Below are 25,129 nucleotides of genomic sequence, written 5' to 3'. Positions count from 1 at the left end.
CTGATTTCGGCTAAGCGATCTTTTTAATCTGCGACAACTTGTCCTTAAGAACCGAGTTCTCATGCTTCAGTGCATTCACTTCGGAAGCCAGCTGATTCACCTTGCGCTTCAAGAACTCATTTTCCTGCTGAGACGCCGGATCAGAATCACCCACGATATTGGGCTTGGAGTCTTTTTTAGCCGCGGGCTCAGCGTCGAACGTCGGTGTTGCAAAGGCATTCACGCTGAGCATCTCTTCGATGTTCTCTGGGATGTGCAGCTCAGGATCCACTTTTTCCAGACGGATGATACCCTGGGAAACAAACCCCCGAACCTCCGAAAGCATTTTTGAAATACAGGTTGATTTCTCTGCCGCTGTCGGCGCGGACTCAGCCATCATGTCTGTGATTTTACGTTTTGAAATCGGCGGCAAGCAAGCCAGCAGCTGATCCACCTGTTCTTGCGGATTGCCATGCAGGGCATTGGCCAGCGTCAACGGCTGCACGCGAGAGAAGATCTCCACCAGATACTGCCCGTCCCAGCTGTACACCCGTGTGATGGTCAGAATGCGTTTACGAAGTGCCTCTTCCCAAGCCGGGCTTTCACCGCCGATCAGGCCCAGGAACTGTTCACGCTTTGCTGCTGGTGATGTCTCCAACAGCTGTAGAAGTTGAAAGAAGCCGCCCTTTTTTTTGTATCTGTCTAACATGCCCATGGGTAAATTATCGGATGTGTAATGCAGGACTAAAGGACATCTGGAGGCTATTTTTAATATCAAAAAAGTTTTATTCCACGATGGAACATCACCCATTCGTAGTGACAAAAAGTTAGTCAAAAAATGAAACTTCCCGTCCCGCTTTGAGAAGGAATCCTTTGTAATTGAGAGGGTTCCTGCCGCCAAGCTCGTCACGGCACCTGCCCAAAATAAAAAAGGCAAAGCCTTAAAGCTTTGCCTTTACCAGAACGCTCTAAAATAAATTGTTAGTCTAAAGATTCACACTTGTACGAAAGGCTTACGCTTGTGCCTGGGGACAAGTACTGATTGAACTTCAAAGTTTTACCCACCAGATTGTAACCCACCGGCGAACCGGACACAGTCACAATCAGATCCTGAGGATTGGAACAGTTCAACATGATGTCTTTGATACGATCTGTGATCTTGGAGCGGATCTGACCCAACTGGGAGGTATAGTCGTTGGAACAGATGTCTGCAGCCATACCCCAACCGTTGTTTGTGAAGGACAGATACACATTCCCGATACTGCCCGTCACCAGACCGTTGGTTGGAGAATAGTTATCCAGAGTCTGGCTGTTTTGCTGAGCAAGACAGTTGTTATCCTTCACCACGATCGCGTGCACACTTAAGGAGTTGAACTTGTCGGCACCCAAGCTGCTTTTTACGTTATTGATCAGGTAATTTGGCTGATCCATCTGATCCAGAACATAACCACCGTTGCCATAAAGACCAGATCTTTCATCTTCGTCCGCCAGGAAGATCACCGCCAGGTGAGCATCACTACGGATAAAGCTGGAAGGATTGTTCTTAACAACCAGATTTGCGGCGTAAACACCACGCTCATCGCCTGATGGACAGTTCTGAGCATAAGCCTGGGAGTAAGCTGAGGACTCGATAGAAGCCAGGTTGCCGCCGTTGTTGCGGATCCAGTTGGCAATAAACTTCTCACAAGCCAGGGTTTCAGGTCTTTGAATGGTGCTGTTGAACAAACTCATGCGGTTGCTGTGGCTCGGGGTAATATAAGGATTGCCACCGAAAGAAACCAAACTGCCGGCATCGGATCTTGCCACATCGGTCGTGGTCATTGCGATACGATAGTCGATTTTCTGATTGTCCAGATCCGCAATAAAGTTTTGGAATCGAGGTGCCAGCCTTGCCTGTTCAAATGACATGGATGCAGAGTTGTCATTTACTATAAGGATGTCGACCTTACCGCGGCCCGCAGTCTGGGAATAATTGAATGCGTATTTGCCATTCTCGACCACACAGCCTGAGTCTTTACATTTGCTGTCGTCCAAAGAGAACTTCACCGGGGAACATCCCACGTAAAGCCCTACAAAGAAGGAAATGGCAGCCATTCTGGTAAGTGTTTTCATAGACACACCTCTCTCAACCTCCATACATCCAAGGTCAGTGCCAATGCCGGGTGTTTTTTACAAATATATGATTTTACAGAGCTTTCACTGTTTCATTCTGCCCCTCTGGCACCCTCGCCCCTGTCGATCTCTTGGACAGGAGCCCCCGAAAGACACTTTTTTGTCTGCAATTTCAGAGGTTTATAAACTTCCGGTCACCTAGGCCGAAGGAGCGATTTTGGTCCCGGGGGCGAAAGCCTTTGAGGCTAGGGTCATTCTTTCCAATAATAAAGGGGCTGGCTCTTGCCGGGCCAAAGCTGCACATCATTGGGAGCATCTGCATGATCACAAAACTACTGGGCACCTTCATCATCCTGGCCGCTTTTACGATTGGTTACATTGTCCTGAAGGACGACCTGGGACTAAGCACCACAAAGAAGCCCAACGACAAACAAGCCGACACCTGTGTTCAGCTAACTCCGGCTCAACAGCTGTCCAAAATGATCAATGATGATTTCCAGAACCTGGCGGCGAACGGCGAACTGCCTGAAGAATGGTCCAACATCGCAACAGTTGAGCTGCGCATGAACTCGGTATTGGCAAAAACAATCCTGGGTAAAGAACGCCCGAACATCCAAAGAGTCAAAGAAGGCGCCAACTATCTGGAGCTGGAGATCGTGGATCTGCCCGACGACGAAAACCCAGGCATCATCATTCAAGCAAGTTTGTTCGATATTAAATCCAAAAACAAAATCTTCGAAATCGGCCGTACCTACACGATGAATGATCTGAATCGTGTGACACCACCGCAAACTGAAGAGCCCGCGAAAGCGGATGCTTCCGCAAAACCGACTGCTCCACCAGCGCCAAATGCCCCAGCTGAAGGCACAAAATAAGTATCAAAATAGTTTTCCGACAAATGAACCGAATTACTGCCTGACCGTCTAAAGAACTCAGGCAGTATTAGAACCACTGATCTAATTTTTTTAACTTCGGCCTCGAATAAAAAAGCAACTCCCAGCTTGTCGTCGCAACTTCGAGACCCACAGCAAAGGAGATCACCATGAAAAACGCCCTGATCCTCTCGACCCTGCTAATGACCACCGCCTGTGCAAGCACCAGCACAAAGCCAGCAAGCGAAATCAATTCAGCCAAAGGCTTCGATTCAGTATTGTCGACCTATCAATATCCATTCCCTGTGCACTACTATAATTTTAAATCCCAAGGCCAGGACCTAAAGATGGCGTACATGGATGTCGCGCCCACCAAGGAAAGTAACAAGGGCACCATCGTTCTGCTGCACGGAAAGAACTTTCCCGGCGCTTACTTCGAAACCCTGATTAATTCCCTGACGGCCGAAGGCTTCCGAGTGATTGTTCCGGATCAGATTGGTTTCGGCAAATCGACGAAGCCCGCCTACTACCAATATAGCTTCCACGCCTTAGGGCAAAACACCCAGAATCTTTTGAAGTCTTTGAATGTAGAAAAATACAAGCTGTTGGGGCATTCAATGGGCGGGATGGTCGCCAGCCGCATGAGTCTGATGTTCCCGGATTCAATCACTCAACTTTTCCTGGTGAATCCGATCGGTCTTGAAGACTGGAAAACCATGACTTCCTACCGTCCGGTCGAAGATGGTTTCCGCGGAGAACTGGCAAGCTCTGCAGAAAAGATCAAACAGTACCAATTGGACAGTTACTATGATGGCAAATGGAAACCGGAATACGACAAGTGGCTGGAGATTCCAACCGGCTGGATCCTGGGCCCTGACTATCCAGTGATTGCCTGGAATGCCGCTCTGACATCCGATATGGTGTTCACTCAGCCTGTGATATATGAATTCAAAAACATCAAAGCACCGACTGTCCTGATCATCGGACAAAGAGACCGAACAGCCATCGGTAAAGCCTGGGCCCCGGAAGAGAACAAAAAGAAGATGGGCAACTATCCAGTGCTAGGAAGACAAGCCGCCCGCCTGATTCCAAAATCAAAATTGGAAGAGCTTAAAGGCCTGGGACATATGCCTTTCATCGAAGACTACAATGCATTCTGGTCCGCGATGAAAAAGCACCTTTAATAGCTTTAAGAAACTTTAAAAAGACATCTCCACAAACGAAAAAAGCCCGGTTCTTGCCGGGCTTTTCTTTTATCTACTACCAGATTTTGGATACAAAAAAACCCGGATTACTTTCGTAACCCGGGTTCAAGTAAAATAGAGCTGGCGTCGTGCTACTCTCCCACATTGTCACCAATGCAATACCATCGCCGCAAGAGGACTTAACTTCTGAGTTCGGAATGGGATCAGGTGTGGCCCCTCTGCTATAAACACCAGCAAAGCGTTTATTAATCAAAGTGGTTAGCTTCTTACACTAACCTTTTCGTTCTTTGCAACTTACTTCCAATACAAATGGAGAAGTTACTTTCTTTTTTTATCATTACAACTGAATGATTGATTTAATTGATTTTTAGCGAGTCGCTGTTAGTTCCACATTTCACTCTCTTACTTATTCAGAGAGCTAGTCTCTCGTTCCAATTAAGGAAGTCTCTGAGACGAAATCTTCGTTAGATAAATCTAAGAAGAATGTTTTTTAAAAAAGCCTCACGACCTATTAGTACTGATCAGCTCAATACATTGCTGTACTTACACCTTCAGCCTATCAACCTCGTAGTCTCCAAGGGGTCTTTAGGGGGCCGAAGCCCCAGTGAGATCTAATCTTGTAGTTTGCTTCCCGCTTAGATGCTTTCAGCGGTTATCAATTCCGAACATAGCTACCCTGCATTGCTCTTGGCAGAACAACAGGAACACCAGAGGTTCGTCCATCCCGGTCCTCTCGTACTAAGGACAGGTCTACTCAAATCTCATACGCCCACAGAAGATAAGGACCAAACTGTCTCACGACGTTCTGAACCCAGCTCGCGTACCACTTTAATTAGCGAACAGCTAAACCCTTGGGACCTGCTCCAGCCCCAGGATGTGATGAGCCGACATCGAGGTGCCAAACTCCATCGTCGATATGGACTCTTGGATGGAATAAGCCTGTTATCCCCGGAGTACCTTTTATCCGTTGAGCGATGGCCCTTCCACGCGGGACCACCGGATCACTTTGGCCTGCTTTCGCACCTGCTCGACTTGTAGGTCTCGCAGTCAAGCCCCCTTATGCCAATGCACTCGACGCCTGGTTTCCAATCAGGCTGAGGGGACCATCGCGCGCCTCCGTTACTTTTTGGGAGGCGACCGCCCCAGTCAAACTGCCCACCAGACAGTGTCCCTCTGCTCGTAAAGAGCAGCAGGTTAGATTTCAAAGGTGCCAAGGGTGGTATTTCAAGGTTGACTCCACAATGGCTAGCGCCACTGCTTCAAAGTCTCCCACCTATCCTACACATGCCAACTCTAAAATCACTGCCAAGCTACAGTAAAGGTTCACGGGGTCTTTCCGTCTTTCTGCGGGTACTCGGCATTTTCACCGAGAATTCAATTTCGCGAGGCATTTGGTCGAGACACCGGAGAAGTCGTTACGCCATTCGTGCAGGTCGGAACTTACCCGACAAGGAATTTCGCTACCTTAGGACCGTTATAGTTACGGCCGCCGTTTACTGGGGCTTCGATTCTCAGCTTCGCTTACGCTAACTAATCCTCTTAACCTTCCAGCACCGGGCAGGCGTCAGTATGTATACTTCGTCTTGAGACTTTGCACATACCTGTGTTTTTGATAAACAGTCGCTACTCCCATTTCTCTGCGACCCGAAAAAGCTTGGGGAGTAAATCCTTACACTCTCGCGGGCACACCTTTTCCCGAAGTTACGGTGTTAAGTTGCCGAGTTCCTTGACCAAAATTCACCCCATCGCCTTAGGATATTCACCCCACTCACCTGAGTCGGTTTACGGTACGAGCTAACAAAACTAAATTTACGAAACTTTTCTTGGATGCATGGCTTTTCACACTTCCGGGACAAGTCCCTCGCATTCACACCTCAGAGTTACGACCAGCGGATTTGCCTACTGATCCTCCTACATGCTTACACCTCAATCCAATAAGAGGCTGTGATATCCTACACCGTCATTCCTTAAACACATTTTGCTAGGTAACGGAATATTAACCGTTTTGCCATCGACTACGCCACTTGGCCTCGTCTTAGGGCTCGACTAACCCTGGGAAGATTATCTTTACCCAGGAATCCTTGAGTTTTCGGCGCCCGGGTTTTTCACCCGAGTTCAACGCTACTTATGTCAGCATGATCACTTCTAGTTCGTCCAGCTGTCCTACCGGTCAACCTTCATCCTACACTAGAACGCTCCCCTACCACTAAAATATAAAATATCTTAATCCAAAGCTTCGGTAACACGCTTAGCCCCGTTGTATCTTCCGCGCAGAGTCACTAGACTAGTGAGCTATTACGCTTTCTTTAAAGGATTGCTGCTTCTAAGCCAACCTCCTAGTTGTCAAAGTAACTCCACAACGTTCTCCACTGAGCGTGCATTTAGGGACCTTAGCTGTTGGTCTGGGCTCTTTCCCTCTCGACTCATGACCTTATCACCCTGAGTCTGCCTGCCAGGGAACATATCAATGGCATTCGGAGTTTATTTGGGTTTGGTAATCCGGTAAAGACCCCTAGCCCATTCAGTGCTCTACCTCCATGATATTTTTTACCTGACGCTATACCTAAATATATTTCGGGGAGAACCAGCTATCACCCAGTTTGATTGGCCTTTCACCCCTAATCACAGATCATCAAAAGAGTTTTCAACCTCAACTTGTTCGGTCCTCCACGAGGTGTTACCCTCGCTTCAACCTGTCCATGATTAGATCACCGGGTTTCGGGTCTATGCCTGCATACTAAATCGCCCTATTCAGACTCGCTTTCGCTACGGCTCCACCTGCAACGGCTTAACCTCGCATGCAAACATAACTCGCTGACTCATTATGCAAAAGGTACGCTATCGACCACTTAAGGGTCTCTAACTGCTTGTAGACTTACGGTTTCAGGTTCTATTTCACTCCCCTCTCGGGGTTCTTTTCACCTTTCCCTCACGGTACTTGTTCACTATCGGTCACTAAGGAATATTTAGCCTTATGAGGTGGTCCTCACAGATTCCCACGAAATTTCACGTGTTTCGTGGTACTCGGGATGCCGCTAGGGCCTTCGAAGTTTTCGAGTACGGGGCTATCACCCTATCTTGCCAGACTTTCCAGACTGTTACTCTAACTTCTCCGGTCCCACATTGCGGTCCCACGACCCCTCATTCAAATTAATGAATAAGGTTTAGGCTGTTCCCCGTTCGCTCGCCACTACTGGGGGAATCTCGGAATTGATTTCTCTTCCTGAGGGTACTGAGATGTTTCACTTCCCCTCGTTCGCTTCAAACAACTATGTATTCATTGAGTGATACCATAAATGGTGGGTTTCCCCATTCGGAAATCTCCGGATCAAAGTGTGTGTGCCACTCCCCGAAGCTTATCGCAGCTTACCACGTCCTTCATCGCTTCTTAGTGCCAAAGGCATCCACCGTAAGCCCTTTGTAGCTTAAAAAAATGGAACTAACCTCGCTAAAAATCAACTAAATCAATCTATTCAATTGTCAAAGAACGAAAATCGTTCAAAGTAAAACGCTAACTTACACCGCATTCCAGTACAGTAGAACTTGGTGGGCCTGGGAAGACTCGAACTTCCGACCCCACGCTTATCAAGCGTGTGCTCTAACCAACTGAGCTACAGGCCCATTAGGCTTCACTCTCTCAAAACTAAACAGCTAGATAGATTTTTGGGACTCACTTACTCGGGAAGAGTAAGTTGACCTAAGATTGGGTCATTTTAACTTATCAAGAACAAGTCTTGATGAAGATTGACCGGATAATCCTTAGAAAGGAGGTGATCCAGCCGCAGGTTCCCCTACGGCTACCTTGTTACGACTTCACCCCAATCATCGACCATACCTTGGGCGCCTGCCTCCTTGCGGTTAGCGCAGCGACTTCTGGTACAGCCAACTTTCATGGTGTGACGGGCGGTGTGTACAAGGCCCGGGAACGTATTCACCGCGGCATTCTGATCCGCGATTACTAGCGATTCCAACTTCATGATCTCGAGTTGCAGAGATCAATCTGAACTTAGATAGCTTTTAAGCGATTTGCTCTACCTCGCGGCTTAGCTTCGCTCTGTGACTACCATTGTAGCACGTGTGTAGCCCTAGGCATAAGGGCCATGAGGACTTGACGTCATCCCCACCTTCCTCCGGTTTAACACCGGCAGTCCATCTAGAGTGCCCAACTGAATGCTGGCAACTAAATGCAGGGGTTGCGCTCGTTGCGGGACTTAACCCAACATCTCACGACACGAGCTGACGACAGCCATGCAGCACCTGTGTACCGACCCTTGCGGGCGACGACATTTCTGCCAGTCTTCCAGTACATGTCAAGCCTAGGTAAGGTTCTTCGCGTTGCATCGAATTAAACCACATGCTCCACCGCTTGTGCGGGCCCCCGTCAATTTCTTTGAGTTTTAATCTTGCGACCGTACTCCCCAGGCGGGATACTTAACGCGTTAGCTTCGTCACTGAAGGGGTCAATACCTCCAACAACAAGTATCCATCGTTTACGGCGTGGACTACCAGGGTATCTAATCCTGTTTGATCCCCACGCTTTCGGATCTCAGTGTCAGTGTTCGGCCAGTTACCCGCCTTCGCCTCCGGTATTCCTGTTGATATCTACGTATTTCACCACTACACCAACAATTCTAGTAACCTCTCCGACACTCAAGCTTCGCAGTATCAAATGCACTTCCAGGGTTGAGCCCTGGGCTTTCACATCTGACTTACAAAGCCACCTACATCCGCTTTACGCCCAATAATTCCGAACAACGCTAGGATCCCTCGTCTTACCGCGGCTGCTGGCACGAAGTTAGCCGATCCTTTCTTACAGGGTACATTCATTGTGTTATTCCCCTGCGACAGAGCTTTACGACCCGAAGGCCTTCATCACTCACGCGGCGTCGCTGCATCAGAGTTTCCTCCATTGTGCAATATTCCCTACTGCTGCCTCCCGTAGGAGTCTGGACCGTGTCTCAGTTCCAGTGTGACTGATCATCCTCTCAGACCAGTTAAAGATCGTCGCCTTGGTGAGCCGTTACCTCACCAACTAGCTAATCTTACGCGGACTCATCTTAGAGCGAAAAACCTTTGACCCCTAGAGCCGCAGCTCCTGTGGTCTTATGCGGTATTAGCTAATCTTTCGACTAGTTATCCCCCACTCTAAGGCAGATTATCCACGCGTTCCTCACCCGTGCGCCACTAGTACTCACCCGAAAGCTTTCCCCGTTCGACTTGCATGTATTAGGCACGCCGCCAGCGTTTGTTCTGAGCCAGAATCAAACTCTCCAGTTTAAATTCTGTTTAGAAGCAAACAGCTAGCTTTTACGCTATTGTTTGTTCGAATATTTTTTGAAATTGTGAATACCAATTACTCGGTATTCAAAGAGCCCAAAAATCTATTTTATCTAGCTATTCAGTTTTCAAAGAGCGAACATTTTATCGTGACTTCGTTTTATTCCGAATCGCGAGGAACCAATCTTATCAAAGATTTTGTCCCCGTCAACTATCTTTTTTCTTTTTCTTAACTTTCGACCTAAGTCTTAGTTATTGAAGAAGAAAAGTTGGTGGAGGCAACAGGGATCGAACCTGCGACCTTCTGAATGCAAATCAGATGCTCTCCCAGCTGAGCTATGCCCCCGAACGAAGTGGAGCTGTTTTCTCGTAAGGGCCGAAAAAGGTCAATAGCTTTTTTTCGAAAATTTAATAACTCACCCGAAGTTGCTCAATAAATAACCGAGGCAGGGGCCTCGGTTATAATAAAAAACTTAGATAAGTATTTGAAAATACAATTGATTAGGCGCTAGCCTTGAATTTTGACGCAAGCAGTCTGTTGAGCCACTTTCTTTCAAAACTAAGGTCGAACCCGACCTTTTCGCCTCCGGATACGATGGCTGTATAGACCTTTTTGAGGATTTCAACCTCGTGATCCAGGCCGTTGTCGGCTCCCATGGACTCTTCGATGGCCTCATACACACTCAATAGATCTGGTGTCGTCACCACTTTAGGGATGCGGGACATATCCAAACCCAGGGTTTCCAGCGGTTTGAATCCTACCAGCGTCTCAGTCAACAGCACCTTTGTGCCATTCTTGAAGTTCACCTGAATGAAGGGTTTGCCTTCAGAGTCTGCGCGGTGAAGGACTTCATTCACTTCCTGAGTGTTGAAGGAGAATAATTTCCCGTCTAGATCCTGACGAATTTGCACTCGACCTGACTCATTGATCTTCGCACGAAGACCCTTGGAGGCATCGACAAAATTCAAGATGTGATCTAGCTCAGCGTGCGTCGATTTCGTTTTAGAACTGCTCAAATTACCCTCCCCTAATATTATAGGGCGTCTCTAACTTACATTAGAGATATCGACAATCCCTTGAAGGACTTAACAAGAAAACAAAAAAAGATGAGAATCCGGCCTCTTATCCTGTCGCAATTTGAATAAAATTTCGTGATACTGTTTCAAGCCGGGATTCGTCGGCGGCGCGCCTTGTACCGGGCGTTCCGATTTGAGATAAACTGGCCTGAAAGAGGCACACACTATGATCATCACACGTTGGCAAGCTCCGATCATCCCAAGCAAACAGCAAGTTCTTATGATTCTGGAATCAGAGGGCATGGAGCCCTATGAACAAATTCTGGAACCCGCAAAGAAAGTCGGCGATCACCGCAAACCCTTTGCTGAGGTGCGAGTTATCATCAGTGGCGAAATGATTTTCAACGTATCCGGAAATCAATTTGTCCTGCGCCCTGGAGACCGCGTTGAGATTCCAGGAAACACCCGCTTTTCTTACGTGGCTCAAGGCGGAGAGCCTTGTGTGACTGTTTGCGCACAAAGAGCGATCTAAGTTTTCACCGAGATTAAAAACTAAAAAGCCCCCTTCTTCTCAGACGGGGGCTTTTTTATTTCTAACTGTCAGTCTTCATATCAAGCTTGCCTGAAGCTCCAGACGGAAGCCGCATTCTATATATAGAACTATTCCTTGTCCTTTTTCAGCTTCATCCAACTGAGGTAATCGCGGATGTTCTTTTCAAAGCCTCTGGTGGTTGGTTCATAGATCGCGGTCTTTTCAACTTCTTCCGGCAGATAGGATTGCTCCACCCAGCCCGTGGGATAGTTATGCGGATATTTATAGTCGCGGCCGTACCCCAGATCCTTCGCCAGCGCTGTCTTTGCGGATCGCAAATGCAGAGGCACCGGCAGCGTGCGGGTTTTTTCCACCAATTCACGGGCTTTATGCAAAGCCATGTAAGAGGCATTGGATTTTGGGCAAGACGCCAGATACGTTGTTACTTGAGAAAGAGTGATGGCTCCTTCGGGAAGGCCAATGGCCTCCACCGCCTGCAGGCCGGCAATAGCCACGGAAATAGCCCGTGGATCGGCGTTTCCGATATCTTCAGACGCCAGAATAATCAAACGGCGCGCGATAAAGACCGGGTCTTCCCCGCCATCGAGCATTCTTGCCAGATAGTACATCGCTGCATCCGGATCACTGCCACGAATGCTCTTAATAAACGCCGAAATGGTGTCATAGTGCATTTCTGAGTTCTTGTCATAACCCAAAGGATTCTGCTGCAGCAGTTCGCGCATGTCGTTCACATCCAGCAGCGGGCCTTCCACTTCGTCTTTGGTGAAGGTGTACAGAATCTCAAGACTGTTGATCAGACGACGGGCATCGCCGTCGGAGTATTCCAGCAGATTCTTGTGTGCATCCTCGGTCAGGATTTTATCCAAGGGTTTTGCGTAGTGGGTTTCGGCACGTTTTACGATCTTGTTCAGATCGTCTTCAGACAGACGCTCAAAAATCACCACACGACAGCGGCTGAGCAGGGCGCGGTTCAGTTCATAGCTGGGATTTTCCGTGGTCGCACCCACCAGCACCAGATCGCCTTTTTCCACGAAAGGCAAAAGTACGTCCTGCTGGGCTTTATTAAAGCGATGAATTTCATCCACGAAGAGAATGGTCTTTTGCTGGTACTGAAGGCGACGGTCTTTGCCCGCTTCACCCACTTCTCGAAGTGCCTTGGCGCCAGAGTCCACGGCGTTCAGATGCACATAGTGCGCATTGAAATGCTGGGACAAGGCCAGAGCGAAGGTCGTCTTCCCGGTGCCCGGAGGACCCCAAATAATCAGACTGGGCAAATAACCCTTGCGAAGCATCTGCCCTAGTTTGGACTGAGGCCCCAGGGTCTTTTGCTGTCCAAAGATATCATCCAGCGTCTTGGGACGCAGGATTTCTGACAGCGGTGAAGTTCCATGGGAGGCTTGAGAGGCAGAGAAAAGATCCATAGGAGGGTCATAAACCATCCCAACCCTAGAATCCACTATTTAATGCAACTGATCGTGGGTGTATTTGTGTTACGAGCACCACTAATAGCGTAGCAGACAACCCCGTCGGATTGTTTGATCTGATAGATCGCTGTTTCAGTGGCTTCTGGCCTTACCAGGATTGTTTCCACCGTAGTTCCATCGGTGAATTGATTGACGGCAAAGGGCTTCATACCTGCCCAAGAAATTCCAATCCCTATCGCCAATGACAATACGACAAGCAAAGTGGTTTTCATATTCACCTCACTTTAAGTTAAGCGAGGACTGTGAAGATGGGTCAAACCTTAATAAAAAAGGGCGGTTTGACCGCCCTTTTTACATATTCCATTTTGTCAGATGACTTAGTCGCCAAGACTTTCGATGGAGATGAAGCCGGTCGTTCTTTCCGGAGTCAGCTCGCCATTGGTGTCACGGGAGAATCCGATAATATCAATGACCCCAGAAGCCTGGAATGCAGTGGAAGCACTCAAACCTCCGCAAACAATAGGACAAGTTATAGGAACAGTTTGGGCTGGGGTGTATCTTTGGGCAGCGTCGGTTGGGGCCTTATAACTTGCTATCTCTGGGCCACCGACTGCGGCTTCACCTTTAGACCACCAGGTATCATTCAAAGCCAGTAAATTATCCCCTGCAAACTCGCAGACGTAATTGCCCCCGGAAAACTGCCCGCCCTGGAACTTCAACCGTATGGAAGCCACAATCAGGGTTTTTTGAGTGTTCGGCCAGGAGACATTCAGATACTGAACTTGGAAGAAAGCAGCCCCGACGTCGTTCGGCGATGGATTACTGGAGTCTTCTGTGCGTTTGGTAATGCAGCTCTTTGCTGAAGCATTAATCACATACGTCCGAGAAGGCGACCCTGATGTTGAAAGCTGACCGGCCTCCTGCGCACAATTGGGCAGGGCCACTGCCACCAATGCCAACATTAAAACTTTCCAGTGTCGCATGGGTCCTCCTCGTTAGAAGTCAGTGGTTGTCGGATTGCCTGCGTTGTTGTCGATCTGACCCATAATTCTTGGGGTCAGGAAGATCAACAACTCAGACTTTTCCTTGGAGATGTTCTTGGTCTTAAACAGATAACTTACGAATGGCAATTCGCGGAACCAAGGAACACCCACTTCACCGTCTGTGGCATCACTTTGATAGATACCACCAATAACCGCAGTCTGACCGTTTTTCACCAGAACACGGGTGTTGGCTTCACGGCTGTTCACCGCAAAGGCGCCCTGACCGGCACTGGACACGTCAGCACCACGGAATTGTCTGTTAACCAGTACTTTCATGATAACAGATCCATCCGCCGTTACCTGCGGAGTCACCTCAAGTTTCAGTGTCAATGGCTTGAACTGGAACGTTTCCTGAGTGGCTGTCCCGTTCTGAGTCACCTGACGAACCGGAACTTCCGTCGTCTGATTGATGTCAGCTTTTTCATTGGACAGAGTCATGATACGCGGAGCGGAGATGATCTTAACCTGCTCTTCGCTTTCGTTCAGGGCTAGGGCCGCTGACAAAGTACCAAAGATATCCAAAGTCCCCACATTCAGGTTGAAGTTCAAAGCACCGGAAGAACCCGCCGCGCTCTGATTCACGTTGAAGGACGGATTCATGTTCACCGGACCACGAGCCGTGGAACCCAGCTTGATTGGCGCACCCGTCGCACTCCAGTTTACACCGATATTGCGGGTGAAGCTTTCTTTCGCCTCGACGATTTTACCCTCGATGGACACTTGCGCAGGCTGTGTATCTAGGCTGGCGATCAGACGAGCTGCTCTTTCCAGGTTTTCTTCGATATCAGTCACCACCAAAGCATTTGTACGAACGTCACCGACCACACGGCCACGGTCGCCCAGGAAGTCTTTGATCTTCTTTTCAAGCTCGTCGACTTTCGCGTAGCTGACTGGGAACATGCGAACCTTCAAAGGTTCCAGATTCTTTCTGGCCTGTGCCAGTTTCGTTGCATCATCTTCTTCCGCTTTCAGATCCTGAAGTGGAGCGATACGCAATACGTTGCCCTGACGGGTGTAGCCCAGCTTTTTCGCTTTCATGATCACAACCAGCGCCTGGTCCCAAGGAACCTGACGCAGCTTCAGACTGACTGCACCTTTAACGTCTTCAGAGATCACCATGTTCACGCCGGACTCTTCCGTGATGAAGTTCAAAGCGTCACGGATGTCCATGTTGCTGGTCTCGATAGAGATCTTTTTACCGTAGAATTTGGTGTTGCCGGCAAGGAACTCTGTCAGATTCTGGCTTGGCAGGATGTTGTTGTCTTCCATCGCCGTGCTGACATCTGTCACTTCCATCGCCTCTGCCGGAGCAGATCCGCTGGCCACGATCAGAAGGCTGTTGCCTTCTTGCTGAACCATCGGCTCGCCCAAACCTTCGCGCATCTGGATCACAAAGCGCGCTGTTGCAGAACCCGGATTTTGATAAGCATCAATAGCACCCACGCTGCCTTTGATGTCTTTGGTGTTCAAAGAGCGTTTCAAACGGTCTGGCAAGTTGGCGTTGTCCACTTCAATGATGAACTGGCGCAGATCAGGATTTGTGCGGGTGGTGTACGTCAAAGGACGATCCCCCTGCACGATCACAGTCCCACCCGTTTCATTGGCGCGGAATTTAAGGTCCGTAATATTTGCCGGAGCTCCGGATGGAACAGCGGCAATCGTTTCAGTCACCGGAGCCGGTGCCGGCTCGGAAACCGGCGGCTGATCCGCAAATGGATCTGGCGTGGTTTCGGTCACCGTCGGCTCTGGAGTTTGAGCAGGAACATCCGCTACAGAACTGTCTGCAAACGGATCTTCCGTCGGGCTGGTTTCTTCCGGAGCAGGAGCCGGCGCATCGGCCACTTGTTCCTGTCCGCCGGCCTCGTTCACTTCCTCTTCGATGGCCAGGTCCTGGTCATCGGCAGGAGCTGCTTGAGATTCAGCTTGCGCGGGTTGTTGATTGTCGATTTCATCGAATTCTGCGAAATCATCAGAGGCTGAGTCAGCCGCTGGAGCGCTTTCGTCTGCAGATGTCACATCCGCAGAGGAATCCATGCCATCCAAAGACAGATCGTCTTCAACCGGACGGCTTGCACAGGAAGTCAGAGAGGCAATCATTGCGCTCAGGATTACTAATCTAATGAATCCGTTCATTAGTTCCTCCTCTTAAAAGATAACTATTTTTTCAACTCCATAATGCGTGACTCTTTGAAGGCTTTGCCGTCGTCGTATTTCGTTTCCACGACAACAACCTCCCCTTCACGGATGGCCGCCACGAATCCTTCGCTTCGGCCGATCTTGGAGTTCTTAGTCACTACAAATACAGCCCCGTCCGGATCTTTGATCATCGCACGAGGTGTTCTAACATCCCACAAAATACCCACAACCTGTAGACGATCAACTTCCCAACGCTGCAGAGGCTCCAGAATCTCGTTCGGACGAGCGGATTCTGGTGTGTTCGGGCGGATCGTTTTAAAGACCTTAAACGGGTCTCTTTTACCGGTCGGATCATAAATATACCCATCACTGGACAAAATCTGCTGCGGAGCCGGTGCCGTCACCTGGTCCCCGACCGGCATTTCATTGGCCGGAGGCGGGGGAATCTGTGCAGGCACATCTGCTGGCGGCGGAGTTTGTGCCGCTGGAGGCGTTCCTGCCGGAGTTCCGGCTGGAGGTGGACTGCCCGCAGGTGGAACCTGGGTGTTTTCAACCTCTTTCAAAAATTCTGCGGGAAGATCGCCGTTGGCCGGAGCATCCTGAGAATGTGCCGGCGCCATGAACTTCATACTGACCGCAAAGGCCAGCCAAAGTCCCAGAGAGGCCACTAAAATGTAAGATACAATCCATCTTACAGACTTCACTGCGGATTCTCCGTTGTAGCAGGCTTCTTCTCTTCAGGGGCCAGCTTGTAACCAACCACCTGACCTTCAAACTTCAATTTACGGGAGCCCGGTTCGCTTTCAGAAATCACAACATTCTGAACGCGCGCCATACGCTCGGCCGTGGACACCAGGAAAGTGAACTGAGCCAGCTCCGCGTAAGTGCCCTCTAGGGACACCTCGACAGGAACCTCTTCCACGACCTCTTTTTTGATGTTTTCACCCGGTTTTTTCGACTTCACGCTGACGCCGGCATTACGGGCGAAATCATCGATCGCCTTATTGATATCAATAGAGAACAGCACCGCCGGCAAACGACGGGAAATCTCCTGATACTTCTGGCTGAGCTGACCGACTTTTTCCTGCATCTCCTGAACCTGTTTCAGAGTTGCATCGGTGTCTTTCTTTTTGTTTTCTTCTTCCTGCAGCTGCTGGTTCACCGTGACGATTTGCGCGTCAACGGCGGAACCGTCATCGTACATGAAGTTCCAATACATGGCGGTCAGGCCCAGGCCGATCACCAGAATTTTTCCAATTGTCTGGACTGCGAGCAGATCAAATAGCTTATTCATTTGCTCTCTCCAACAAACAACTGATTTCAAACTTTTTCAAACTGACCCCGTCGGTCACCGTTTCGCTGGAACTGACAAGGTTTACGTCCATCAGGAACACACTCTTGGTCAGAGCTTCCAGGAACTGAGAGACCTCAAAGTCACTCAAAGCCAGCCCCTGGATGTTCACACGTGTCGGATTCACCTGCACGCGAGTCAACCAGGCCTTTTCCGGAATCACTGTCTGCAGCAGATCCAATACGCGGATCTCACGCTGACGGTCTTTGGAAATTTTCTCCAAAGCCGAGATACGAGCCTCCATCAGGGCCTCGTCCTCTTTAAACTTTTTGATCTCGGCCACGGAATCCGCGGCTTTGGCATTGTAAGTCTGCAGCTCCACCAGAATCTGGTTTTTGGAGTTCAGCTCGGCCACTTTGCCCGGAACGTTCTGGTTTTCATAAATGTACAATGCCAGAGGTCCGATCAACAAAAGCACCAGACGCTTCAACGCCTCTTTGCGGATCTCATCGGCCCCCATAAAGGAGTCTGATGAAATCCCCAGTGACGCCCCGATGGAGCCTCCGCCAGAGGTAGAAGCTTGTGATGCCAGATTGATCTTGATCATGTCGCATCCCCCTGTTCACGCAGGGCAAGACCCGTCACGACCCCGGCAAAGGAGCTGATCTGATCAAGATATTCAGGAGAAAACTTTTTCGGATTGGCCTTCACACGCAGGAACGGATTAAACGGTTCCATCATGATACCCGTCACACGGGAAACTGTTTCAACCAGCCCCGAAGTCGCTGAACTTCCACCCGTGTAGAAACAACGGCTTAGCACCAGACCGTTGGTCGTCGCGCTTAGGAAGTCCAGACTGCTGCGAATTTCTTCCGTCACCGCCTCGTTGGTGGCACTGATGATGCTGTGAACTTCGTCGGGAACCTCACGGCGGGAAATCGCGCTGAGCTTCAAGGCTTCAGCTTCCGCCACGGTCACACCCATCGCTTTGTGGATTTCATTGGTGTAGTTGGCTCCGCCCACCGGGATGTCACGGCAGAAGATCACTTCGCCATTTTGCAGAACCACGAAGTTGGTGATCGAGGCACCAAAATTCAGGATACCGATCACTTCGCCCGGGATTTTTCCGTAATTGAGCTCAAACGCATTGGCCAATGCAAAGCCAGAAACATCCAATACGCCGCAAGTCAGGCCACTGACCTCAATCACTTGAGTGTACTGGGTCACAAGCTCGTTCTGCGCAGCAATCAGAAGAATGTCCATGGCATCAGGAGATGCACTGGAGTTCAGAATATGGTGGGCCAGGCTGATATTGTTGATATCAAACGGGATGTACTGCTCGGCCTCGAAGCGGATCTGATCCTTGATAAGTTTGCGATCCATTTTGGGAATGGTGATCTTTTTCACGATCACGGCGGTTCCCCACATGGCGGTGGCTATTATTTTTCGTTTGGTCTTAACTTCGTTGATCAGCTGTTGAATGGCGATACCGACAGAGGCGATATCCACGATCTCCCCACCGGACACGGCATTGGGAGGCGTTGGTGCAAAACCAAAAGAGAGAAGCTGGGCGCCCTTGCCACTGACGTCCATTTCAGCAAGCTTGATGGAGCTCGATCCAATGTCGAGTCCTATGACCTTTTTCGATTTAAAAAACATGCTTACGTTGCTTCCCCAGTTGTACCACTCAGATGTCTTTTCAAAGACTTACGTCTTTAGGACCCAAGTCTGATATACTAAAATTATTTCTGCTTGGGTGGGGAATGTCAAACAAGGGTCGAGGCTGAAACCAAAAGGTCCAGCCCCGGGGCGAAGGTCTTGCCTTCAGATTAGACAGCGGGAAGGAACAAACCGAGGTACCAAAGGGCGATGGCTTCACCGCCAAAAAGATAAACCACAGCTCCCAAAGCCAGGTACGGACCGAACGGAATCACCGTCTTTAGTCCAGCTTTCTGCTTTCTGGCAGCGATCAAACCGATCACACTGCCCACAATCGCCGAGGTCATGATCACAAACGGAATGGCTTTCCAGCCGACGATGGCACCGATCCAGGCCAGAAGCTTGATATCGCCCCCACCCATGCCTTCATTTTTGGTGAACATATAATAGACGTAAGCCATCCCCCAAAGGAAGCCCCCGCCCATCAACACGCCAAACAGCGCATCCAGGAACTCACGCTGGGGATTCAAGGCTGCACCGACAAGTCCAATGACAATCCCTGACAGGGTAAATTCGTCCGGCAGGATCATGTGATCCAGATCGATGAACGTGCAGACAACAAGTCCAAAAATAAAGATCAAGTATTCAAGCAGCGTCCAAGTCAGACCCGCATAGTGGTAAGAAAGCGCAAACAGCACCGCCATGATGATTTCCACCAGAGGGTAGCGGAAAGAGAACTTGGCCTGACACTTGCGGCATTTGCCACGAAGAATGAACCAGCTCAGGATAGGGATATTGTCATACCATTTGATCTGGGTTTTGCAGCCGTAACAGTAGCTGCGAGGCTTGACGACACTTTCCTCGCGCGGCAGGCGATAGATCACGACATTGCCGAAACTTCCAAAAATCGCACCCAAAACAAAGAAAAGGACGTAAAAGCCCGTATCCAGATCAAACAATGTCTTTTCTCCTGAAGAAGAAGTTCGTCGCCAGCACCGCCAACAAAGCCCAGCCCGTCATGTGCGCCAGCATCCACAGAATATTTTCAGCCGGAATCCCCTTTTCAAGGAAGTACGCTGATTTCCAGTTCATACGATAGAAATTCGGGGTCAACCAGTGCAGCACTTTCACTGCCTGCACAAACAGGTCTTCCCGACTTTTTTCCGCGAAGAAAGCCAGATCCCCCAACCAATGCCCCAGCAGGAACACCATAAAGCCCGCGCCCAAAGCCAGCACCGGGCGCACCACCAGACTGAAGAAAATCACCAGACACAGAATCACGGCGCTTTCACACCACAGACTGAGAGCGATCTCCAGGAACGACAGCAGGAATTGAGGTTCTTTCCACAGACCCAGCAGAATCCACAGCAAAATGGTCAAAGATCCCATCAAAAGACTGTTCAACGCCAGAACCCCCAAAAGTTTTCCGACGATAAACTGAGCACGGGACACCGGACGGGACAGAATCAACAAACAGGTTTGTTTTTCAATTTCCTTGGCCAACAGGTACGCCCCGGAAAACAGAGAAATTCCCAAACCCGAAATCTGAATCGCCAGGAAACCGAAGTCCGTCAGAATTTTGCGTTGCTCAGCAAAGGACAATGCCCCCAACAAGAAGCTCAGACCCAACAAAGCGATGGCAATCAACACGGCCACCATAAAAACACGTTCACGCAACATTTCGCGCAAAGTGGTGCGTGCCAAAGTCAAAACCTTATACACGGCCCTCCTCCTTTCCTTTCAGAACAGAGAAGGCTTTTTCCAGGCTTTGGAATTCAGCCATGAAGGAGCTTAATACCCCGTCGTACAGAATCTGACCGCGATTGATCACCACCAGATGCGTGCAAAGCTCTTCCATATCCTGCAAAAGATGGCTGCTGAAGAACAGACTGACACCGCGCTTTTGTTCTTCGCGCAGGATGTCTTTCACCATGGCCCGCCCATCAGGATCAAGTCCTGACATCGGTTCATCCAAAATCAACAAATCCGGGCGGGTCAAAATCGCCTGAGCAATCCCGATTCTTTGCAACATACCTTTGGAGTAAGTTCTAAGACGGCGATCACGGGCTTCGAAAAGGTCGACTTTTTTCAGCGCTTCGTGAGCTCTTTCATGGAAGTCCTTCATCGCGGAACCATAGCAAAGATTCCAGTGCAGACGCAGGAATTCCATGCCCGTCAGGAATTCATAGAGATAAGGGCGCTCTGGAAGGTACCCAATGCGGGTTTTGCTTTCACTGGTCAGAGGGGCTCCAAAAAAGTTGATCTGACCACTGTCCGGGCGAATGAAATCAAAAAGACATTTGATGGTGGTGGTTTTACCCGCCCCATTGCTGCCGACAAAGCCGGAAGTTTGGCCTTCGGGCAAAGAGAAGGTCACGTCACGCAACACATGACGGTCCTTTTCAAAAAGACCGCCTTTAAATGTCTTATTCAGCTTTTCAATTGATAATACAGCCATGAAAAACTATGGCTTCAGCTCGATATTCAAAGCTTTCACCATCTCCCTGACAGGATCATACTGTTTGGAGGTGGCTGGCATCAAGTCGCGAGAACCCAAAATTTCAGAGTATGTGTCTTTATTGCGGTTCTGTTCCAGAGCATCAATCAACGCGAACATCAAAGTGTGGGTTGTCTTGGGATAAGCATCATAGAAATCCTGACGAACGCAGAATGGATCATTCGGGATCGGAGCGCTTTTCCACAAAATACGGTATTTCGCTTTTTTATCGGTGCCGAACTTTTCCCAAGCCCCTTGCGTGCCTTTTTCATCGTCACTGAAGACGGCGGCAGCATCGACTTTCTTGGCTTCCAGGAACTGAATGGATGCCTGGTGATTGCCGGTGAATACAACTTCTTTGAAGTCCGTATCACTCAAACCCTCTTTGCGCAGGGCCACCTGAGGATACAAATATCCGGAAGAGGACTTGTCATCAACGAAGGCCACTTTTTTGCCTTTCAAAGCTTTCAGACTTTTGATCCCGGATCTTTGCGGCGTGATGATCATGGAATAGTAGTACGGCTCGTGCCATACCTTCTTTAGAAGGACCTTGGCTTGAGCCTGCTGTTCAGCAAAAACATATGTTGAAGAACTGAAGAAGGCGAAATCCACCTTCTTGGTCTTCATGGCCTCGATCAAGCCGACATAGTTCTTGGAAACGTAGATATTGACCGGAATGTTGAGTTTGGCCTGAAGCTCTTTTGCCAGAGCCAGGCCCTGTTCACGCAGATTCTCGGGATTGCCTCCAGGGATCACGCCAATCGTGATACTGGGAGGGACTGCTTCAGAGGTGCCCTCCGCCGCAAAAGCTGTGGAGATCGAAAGAAGTGTCAGCAGTCCGAGAATAAGTCGTTTCAAAATTCCTCCATGGCCCCCAGGGCCTCGACTGATGATGACTCATTTCTTTCGTTTTTCAAAGCAAGAATGAAGGCTTCAGCAGCGTCACTTTCGGTGAGGCATGGAATATTATAGTCAGTACAAGCTCGACGAATGTCGAAGCTGGCCTCGATCGCACGGCGGCCCGAGGTGGTGTTGATCACAAAGGCCACATCGCCCGACCGGATCTTGTCCACACAGTGAGGGCGGCCTTCATCGACTTTTCTAAGCGAAAGGCAGTTCACACCTTTTTCGTTGAAGAAATTCGCTGTTCCGGTTGTCGCCGACACCCCGTAACCCATGCGCTGAAGTTCACGCGCCAAAGGAAGCATGACTTCTTTGTCTTTATCACGCAAAGAGAAGAACACCTGACCGATTTTTGGAAGTCTTATGTTACTTGAAAGGAAGGCCTTCGCCAGAGCTTCGGAATAGTTCTTTCCGCGGCCCATGCTTTCACCGGTGGATTTCATTTCCGGCCCCAGAATGGAGTCAGATTCCGGGAATTTCTTGAATGGGAATACCACACCCTTTACGGACACGGATTCGGTTTTTCTCCAGTTGAGGTTTTCAAGCTTCAGGTCTTTCTTCTTTTTACCCAGCATCGCCGCCACACCCAGATCAATCAGCGGAATGCCCGTAGCCTTGGCAACGAACGGCACCGAGCGGGAACTGCGCGGATTGGCTTCAAGCATGTACACCACATCGTTCTTCACGGCCAATTGCAGATTCAAGTGGCCGATCACACCGATACGGTTGGCCAGTTGTTTACTGAGGTCTTCGATGCGCTCGCAAGTTTCCGGTTTCAAACGGTGCGGAGGCAACACCCCCATGGAATCCCCCGAGTGAACCCCGGCGGCCTCGATATGCTCGACAATTCCGCCGACCACAACCCAGTCCTCCCCGCGCACCAGATCGACGTCGACTTCCAAAGCACCGGCAAGGAACTGATCCATCAGGCACGGCTTTTCAGGAGAGATGTAGTCTTTGTGGCGCTGGAAGTAAGACAGAAGCTCCTCAGTGTTTTCGATCACTTCCATGCGGCGGCCGCCCAGAACATAACTTGGACGGCAGATCATCGGGTAACCGACATTTTTTTCAATGCGAAGGGCTTCTTCCAAAGAACCGGCCATGCCGGAGTTTGGAATTTCAAAATTCAGTTCACGACAAATTTTAGAGAACAATCCGCGGTCTTCCGCCAGATCGATGGTTTCAAGTGAAGAGCCCAGCAGACGGTAACCGGCTTTCACCAGATCCGGAGCCACCCCAATCGGAGTCTGCCCACCCAGCTGAGCCACAAAACCATAGGGCTTCATAAAGCGCATGATTTCCGAGAGACTTTCCACCGTCAAAGGTTCAAAGAACAACACGTCTGAAGTGTCATAGTCAGTGGAAACGGTTTCGGGATTGGAATTCACCATAATCACCTTGCGACCGTTTTTCTGGAAACCCTTCACCCCGCGCACACAGCTGTAATCAAATTCGATCCCCTGCCCGATGCGATTCGGACCGCTGCCGATCACCACGACAGCATCCGGCGCGTCAACTTTGGCCGAAGCCATTGGCCAGTAAGACGAATAGAAATACGGCGTGGAGGATTCAAATTCACCGGCACAAGTGTCCACCTGCTGATAGCGCGGGAACATCTGATGCTTTTCGCGCAAAGCGCGGATGTCAGCTTCCTTTTTGCCAATCAAAGCTGCCAAACGGGCATCCGTGAAACCCTTGCGTTTGGCCTTCAAAAGAAGATCGACATTGTTTTCAGTGAAATCCGCCCTGAACATTCTTTCGAATTTGATCAGGGCCTCAATGTGCTCCAGGAAATAAGGATTGATGCGCGTCAGTTCCTCGATTTCCGCCACGGTTTTGCCATCACGGAAGGCCTGGAACAGATGATAGATGCGACGGCTGTTCGGATAAGAGATCTTGCCGGTCTCTAGTTCCACCTCTGGAATGGCCTGAGGGTCTTTTTCAAGACTGGCCAAAGCCTTCATCAAAGATTCCTGCAGCGTGCGCCCGATTCCCATGACTTCGCCGACGCTTTTCATCTGGGTGGTCAGGGAGTCCTTTGAGCCCGCGAACTTTTCAAAGGCGAAACGCGGGATCTTGGTAACGATGTAGTCCAAAGCCGGTTCGTAACAAGAAGGTGTTACTTTGGTGATGTCATTTTGAAGTTCATCCAGAGAATAACCAATCGCCAGCAAAGCCGCGATCTTGGCAATCGGGAACCCCGTCGCCTTACTTGCCAGCGCCGAAGAGCGGCTGACCCGTGGATTCATCTCAATCACCACACGTTCTTTTGTCGTTGGGTGAACGGCAAACTGAATGTTGGCCCCGCCTGTTTCAATACCCACTTCATTGATGATCTTGCAGGCCTCATCACGCATGGACTGATATTCACGATCACTTAAAGTCTGCTGAGGCGCCACCGTGATGCTGTCGCCGGTGTGCACGCCGCAAGGATCCAGGTTTTCGATACTGCATACGACCACGAACGTGCCCTTGTGATCACGCATGACCTCAAGTTCATATTCTTTCCAGCCCAGGATGCTTTCTTCCACCAGAACTTCGGACGTCGGACTTTCATGCAGAGCTGTCACCAGCATTTTTTTGTATTCTTCCGGAGAGTAAGCGATACCACCGCCGCCCCCGCCCAGAGTGTAGTTCGGGCGCAGGATCATCGGATAACCCAGTTCATCGGCGATTTGCAGACCGTGTTCGTAGGTGCGGATGAGGTGGCTTTTTGGGTATTTCGCGCCGATCTTGTCCAGCAAACCGCGGAAGATTTCGCGGTCTTCACCGGCTTTGATCACCTGAGGTGTCGCGCCCAGCAGCTGAACTTTATATTTTTGCAGGATGCCCTTGGCATGCAGATCCAAAGCCAGGTTCAGAGCCGTCTGGCCGCCCAGAGTGGGAATCACCGCATCGGGCATTTCTTTGGCGATGATTTTTTCCAGATAGTCGACCTTCAAAGGCTCAACATAAACGCGGGTGGCGATCTCTGGATCAGTCATGATCGTGGCGGGATTTGAATTCACCAGGATGACTTCGAGGCCCTCTTTCATCAGGGCCTTACAGGCTTGAGTGCCGGAGTAATCAAACTCACAGGCTTGTCCAATAACGATGGGTCCAGATCCGATAATAAGAACTCTCTTAATACTGGACTTGCGCGGCACTCTTTCCTCCTCGAA

The 25,129-nt window shown here is 49.7% G+C and carries 19 protein-coding genes, 2 tRNA genes and 3 rRNA genes; 3 read left to right on the top strand and 21 right to left on the bottom strand.

From position 1 onward, the window contains the following. Positions 1-10 precede the first annotated feature (10 nt). Together BD_RS04040 and BD_RS04035 are read right to left on the bottom strand one after the other, a co-directional pair. The gene (locus tag BD_RS04040; protein WP_157865647.1) at positions 11-694 is read right to left on the bottom strand and encodes a FliG C-terminal domain-containing protein; all 684 of its coding nucleotides are present in this window, start codon (positions 692-694) and stop codon (positions 11-13) included. A gap of 266 nt (positions 695-960) precedes the next feature. Beyond that, positions 961-2,091 (bottom strand): MIDAS family adhesin, encoded by a 1,131-nt coding sequence (locus BD_RS04035; RefSeq protein WP_226987917.1) that lies wholly within the window; start codon positions 2,089-2,091, stop codon positions 961-963. 320 nt (positions 2,092-2,411) lie between these two features. On the opposite strand from BD_RS04035, the gene BD_RS04030 reads away from it, so the two are divergent. Further along, a complete protein-coding gene (locus tag BD_RS04030) occupies positions 2,412-2,966 on the top strand; it encodes a hypothetical protein (protein WP_175575988.1) in 555 nt (184 codons plus the stop codon). Between the two features lie 167 nt (positions 2,967-3,133). Continuing rightward, complete coding sequence (locus BD_RS04025; RefSeq protein WP_011163419.1) at positions 3,134-4,147, top strand: alpha/beta fold hydrolase; 1,014 nt, start codon at positions 3,134-3,136, stop codon at positions 4,145-4,147. Between the two features lie 139 nt (positions 4,148-4,286). On the opposite strand, the gene rrf is transcribed toward BD_RS04025, so the two are convergent. From rrf to BD_RS03995, 6 genes are all read right to left on the bottom strand, one after another. Further along, positions 4,287-4,403: ribosomal RNA gene (gene rrf / locus BD_RS04020) — 5S ribosomal RNA — on the bottom strand. A 255-nt stretch (positions 4,404-4,658) separates the two neighbouring features. Continuing rightward, positions 4,659-7,599 (bottom strand): 23S ribosomal RNA (locus BD_RS04015). Positions 7,600-7,712: 113 nt separating this feature from the next. Continuing rightward, positions 7,713-7,789, bottom strand: a tRNA-Ile gene (locus tag BD_RS04010). A gap of 142 nt (positions 7,790-7,931) precedes the next feature. After that, positions 7,932-9,445 (bottom strand): 16S ribosomal RNA (locus tag BD_RS04005). The 16S, 23S and 5S rRNA genes sit together here with 2 tRNA genes alongside, the layout of an rRNA operon. Positions 9,446-9,715: 270 nt before the next feature. Next, a tRNA-Ala gene (locus BD_RS04000) sits at positions 9,716-9,791 on the bottom strand. A 155-nt stretch (positions 9,792-9,946) separates the two neighbouring features. After that, complete coding sequence (locus BD_RS03995) at positions 9,947-10,462, bottom strand: hypothetical protein (protein WP_011163418.1); 516 nt, start codon at positions 10,460-10,462, stop codon at positions 9,947-9,949. Positions 10,463-10,688: 226 nt separating this feature from the next. Between BD_RS03995 and BD_RS03990 the strand changes: the two genes are divergently transcribed. Beyond that, positions 10,689-10,994: a cupin domain-containing protein gene (locus BD_RS03990; protein ID WP_011163417.1), complete on the top strand. Its 306-nt coding sequence runs from the start codon at positions 10,689-10,691 to the stop codon at positions 10,992-10,994. 128 nt (positions 10,995-11,122) lie between these two features. Here BD_RS03990 and BD_RS03985 read toward each other — a convergent pair whose 3' ends face one another. The 13 genes from BD_RS03985 to carB form a co-directional block, all read right to left on the bottom strand. Further along, the gene (locus BD_RS03985) at positions 11,123-12,436 is read right to left on the bottom strand and encodes a replication-associated recombination protein A (RefSeq protein WP_041583693.1); all 1,314 of its coding nucleotides are present in this window, start codon (positions 12,434-12,436) and stop codon (positions 11,123-11,125) included. A 35-nt stretch (positions 12,437-12,471) separates the two neighbouring features. Beyond that, positions 12,472-12,711 carry a hypothetical protein gene (locus BD_RS03980; protein WP_041583463.1) on the bottom strand — a complete coding sequence of 80 codons (240 nt, stop codon included), beginning with the start codon at positions 12,709-12,711 and terminating at the stop codon, positions 12,472-12,474. 105 nt (positions 12,712-12,816) lie between these two features. Further along, positions 12,817-13,422, bottom strand: a complete 606-nt coding sequence (locus BD_RS03975; protein ID WP_011163415.1) for a hypothetical protein — start codon at positions 13,420-13,422, stop codon at positions 12,817-12,819. 12 nt (positions 13,423-13,434) lie between these two features. Then, a complete protein-coding gene (gene pilQ, locus BD_RS03970) occupies positions 13,435-15,615 on the bottom strand; it encodes a type IV pilus secretin PilQ (RefSeq protein ID WP_011163414.1) in 2,181 nt (726 codons plus the stop codon). Positions 15,616-15,638: 23 nt separating this feature from the next. Further along, entirely contained in the window at positions 15,639-16,322 is a 684-nt protein-coding gene (locus tag BD_RS03965; RefSeq protein WP_011163413.1) for a pilus assembly protein PilP, read from the bottom strand. After that, positions 16,319-16,912, bottom strand: coding sequence for a type IV pilus inner membrane component PilO (locus BD_RS03960; protein WP_011163412.1), 594 nt, complete (start codon positions 16,910-16,912; stop codon positions 16,319-16,321). The genes BD_RS03965 and BD_RS03960 overlap by 4 nt, the downstream gene beginning before the upstream one ends. Continuing rightward, on the bottom strand, positions 16,905-17,516 hold the full coding sequence (locus BD_RS03955; protein ID WP_011163411.1) for a PilN domain-containing protein: 612 nt from the start codon (positions 17,514-17,516) through the stop codon (positions 16,905-16,907). The genes BD_RS03960 and BD_RS03955 overlap by 8 nt, the downstream gene beginning before the upstream one ends. After that, a complete protein-coding gene (gene pilM, locus BD_RS03950) occupies positions 17,513-18,568 on the bottom strand; it encodes a type IV pilus assembly protein PilM (RefSeq protein WP_011163410.1) in 1,056 nt (351 codons plus the stop codon). Before pilM ends, BD_RS03955 begins: the two co-directional genes overlap by 4 nt. A 170-nt stretch (positions 18,569-18,738) precedes the next feature. Next, positions 18,739-19,527, bottom strand: coding sequence for a prepilin peptidase (locus BD_RS03945; protein ID WP_080558977.1), 789 nt, complete (start codon positions 19,525-19,527; stop codon positions 18,739-18,741). Beyond that, complete coding sequence (locus BD_RS03940; protein ID WP_226988010.1) at positions 19,520-20,290, bottom strand: ABC transporter permease; 771 nt, start codon at positions 20,288-20,290, stop codon at positions 19,520-19,522. Before BD_RS03940 ends, BD_RS03945 begins: the two co-directional genes overlap by 8 nt. Further along, positions 20,283-21,026 carry an ABC transporter ATP-binding protein gene (locus BD_RS03935; RefSeq protein WP_011163407.1) on the bottom strand — a complete coding sequence of 248 codons (744 nt, stop codon included), beginning with the start codon at positions 21,024-21,026 and terminating at the stop codon, positions 20,283-20,285. The genes BD_RS03940 and BD_RS03935 overlap by 8 nt, the downstream gene beginning before the upstream one ends. Positions 21,027-21,032: 6 nt before the next feature. Then, a complete protein-coding gene (locus BD_RS03930; RefSeq protein ID WP_011163406.1) occupies positions 21,033-21,923 on the bottom strand; it encodes a substrate-binding domain-containing protein in 891 nt (296 codons plus the stop codon). Then, positions 21,920-25,114: a carbamoyl-phosphate synthase large subunit gene (carB, locus tag BD_RS03925; protein ID WP_011163405.1), complete on the bottom strand. Its 3,195-nt coding sequence runs from the start codon at positions 25,112-25,114 to the stop codon at positions 21,920-21,922. Before carB ends, BD_RS03930 begins: the two co-directional genes overlap by 4 nt. Positions 25,115-25,129 lie beyond the last annotated feature (15 nt).

Origin of the sequence: Bdellovibrio bacteriovorus HD100, assembly GCF_000196175.1 — a bacterium.
In the GTDB taxonomy this organism is placed as follows: Bacteria; Bdellovibrionota; Bdellovibrionia; order Bdellovibrionales; family Bdellovibrionaceae; genus Bdellovibrio; species Bdellovibrio bacteriovorus.
The sequence above is the reverse complement of the archived record's forward strand: the minus strand, read 5'-3'. Positions and strand labels throughout refer to the sequence as shown.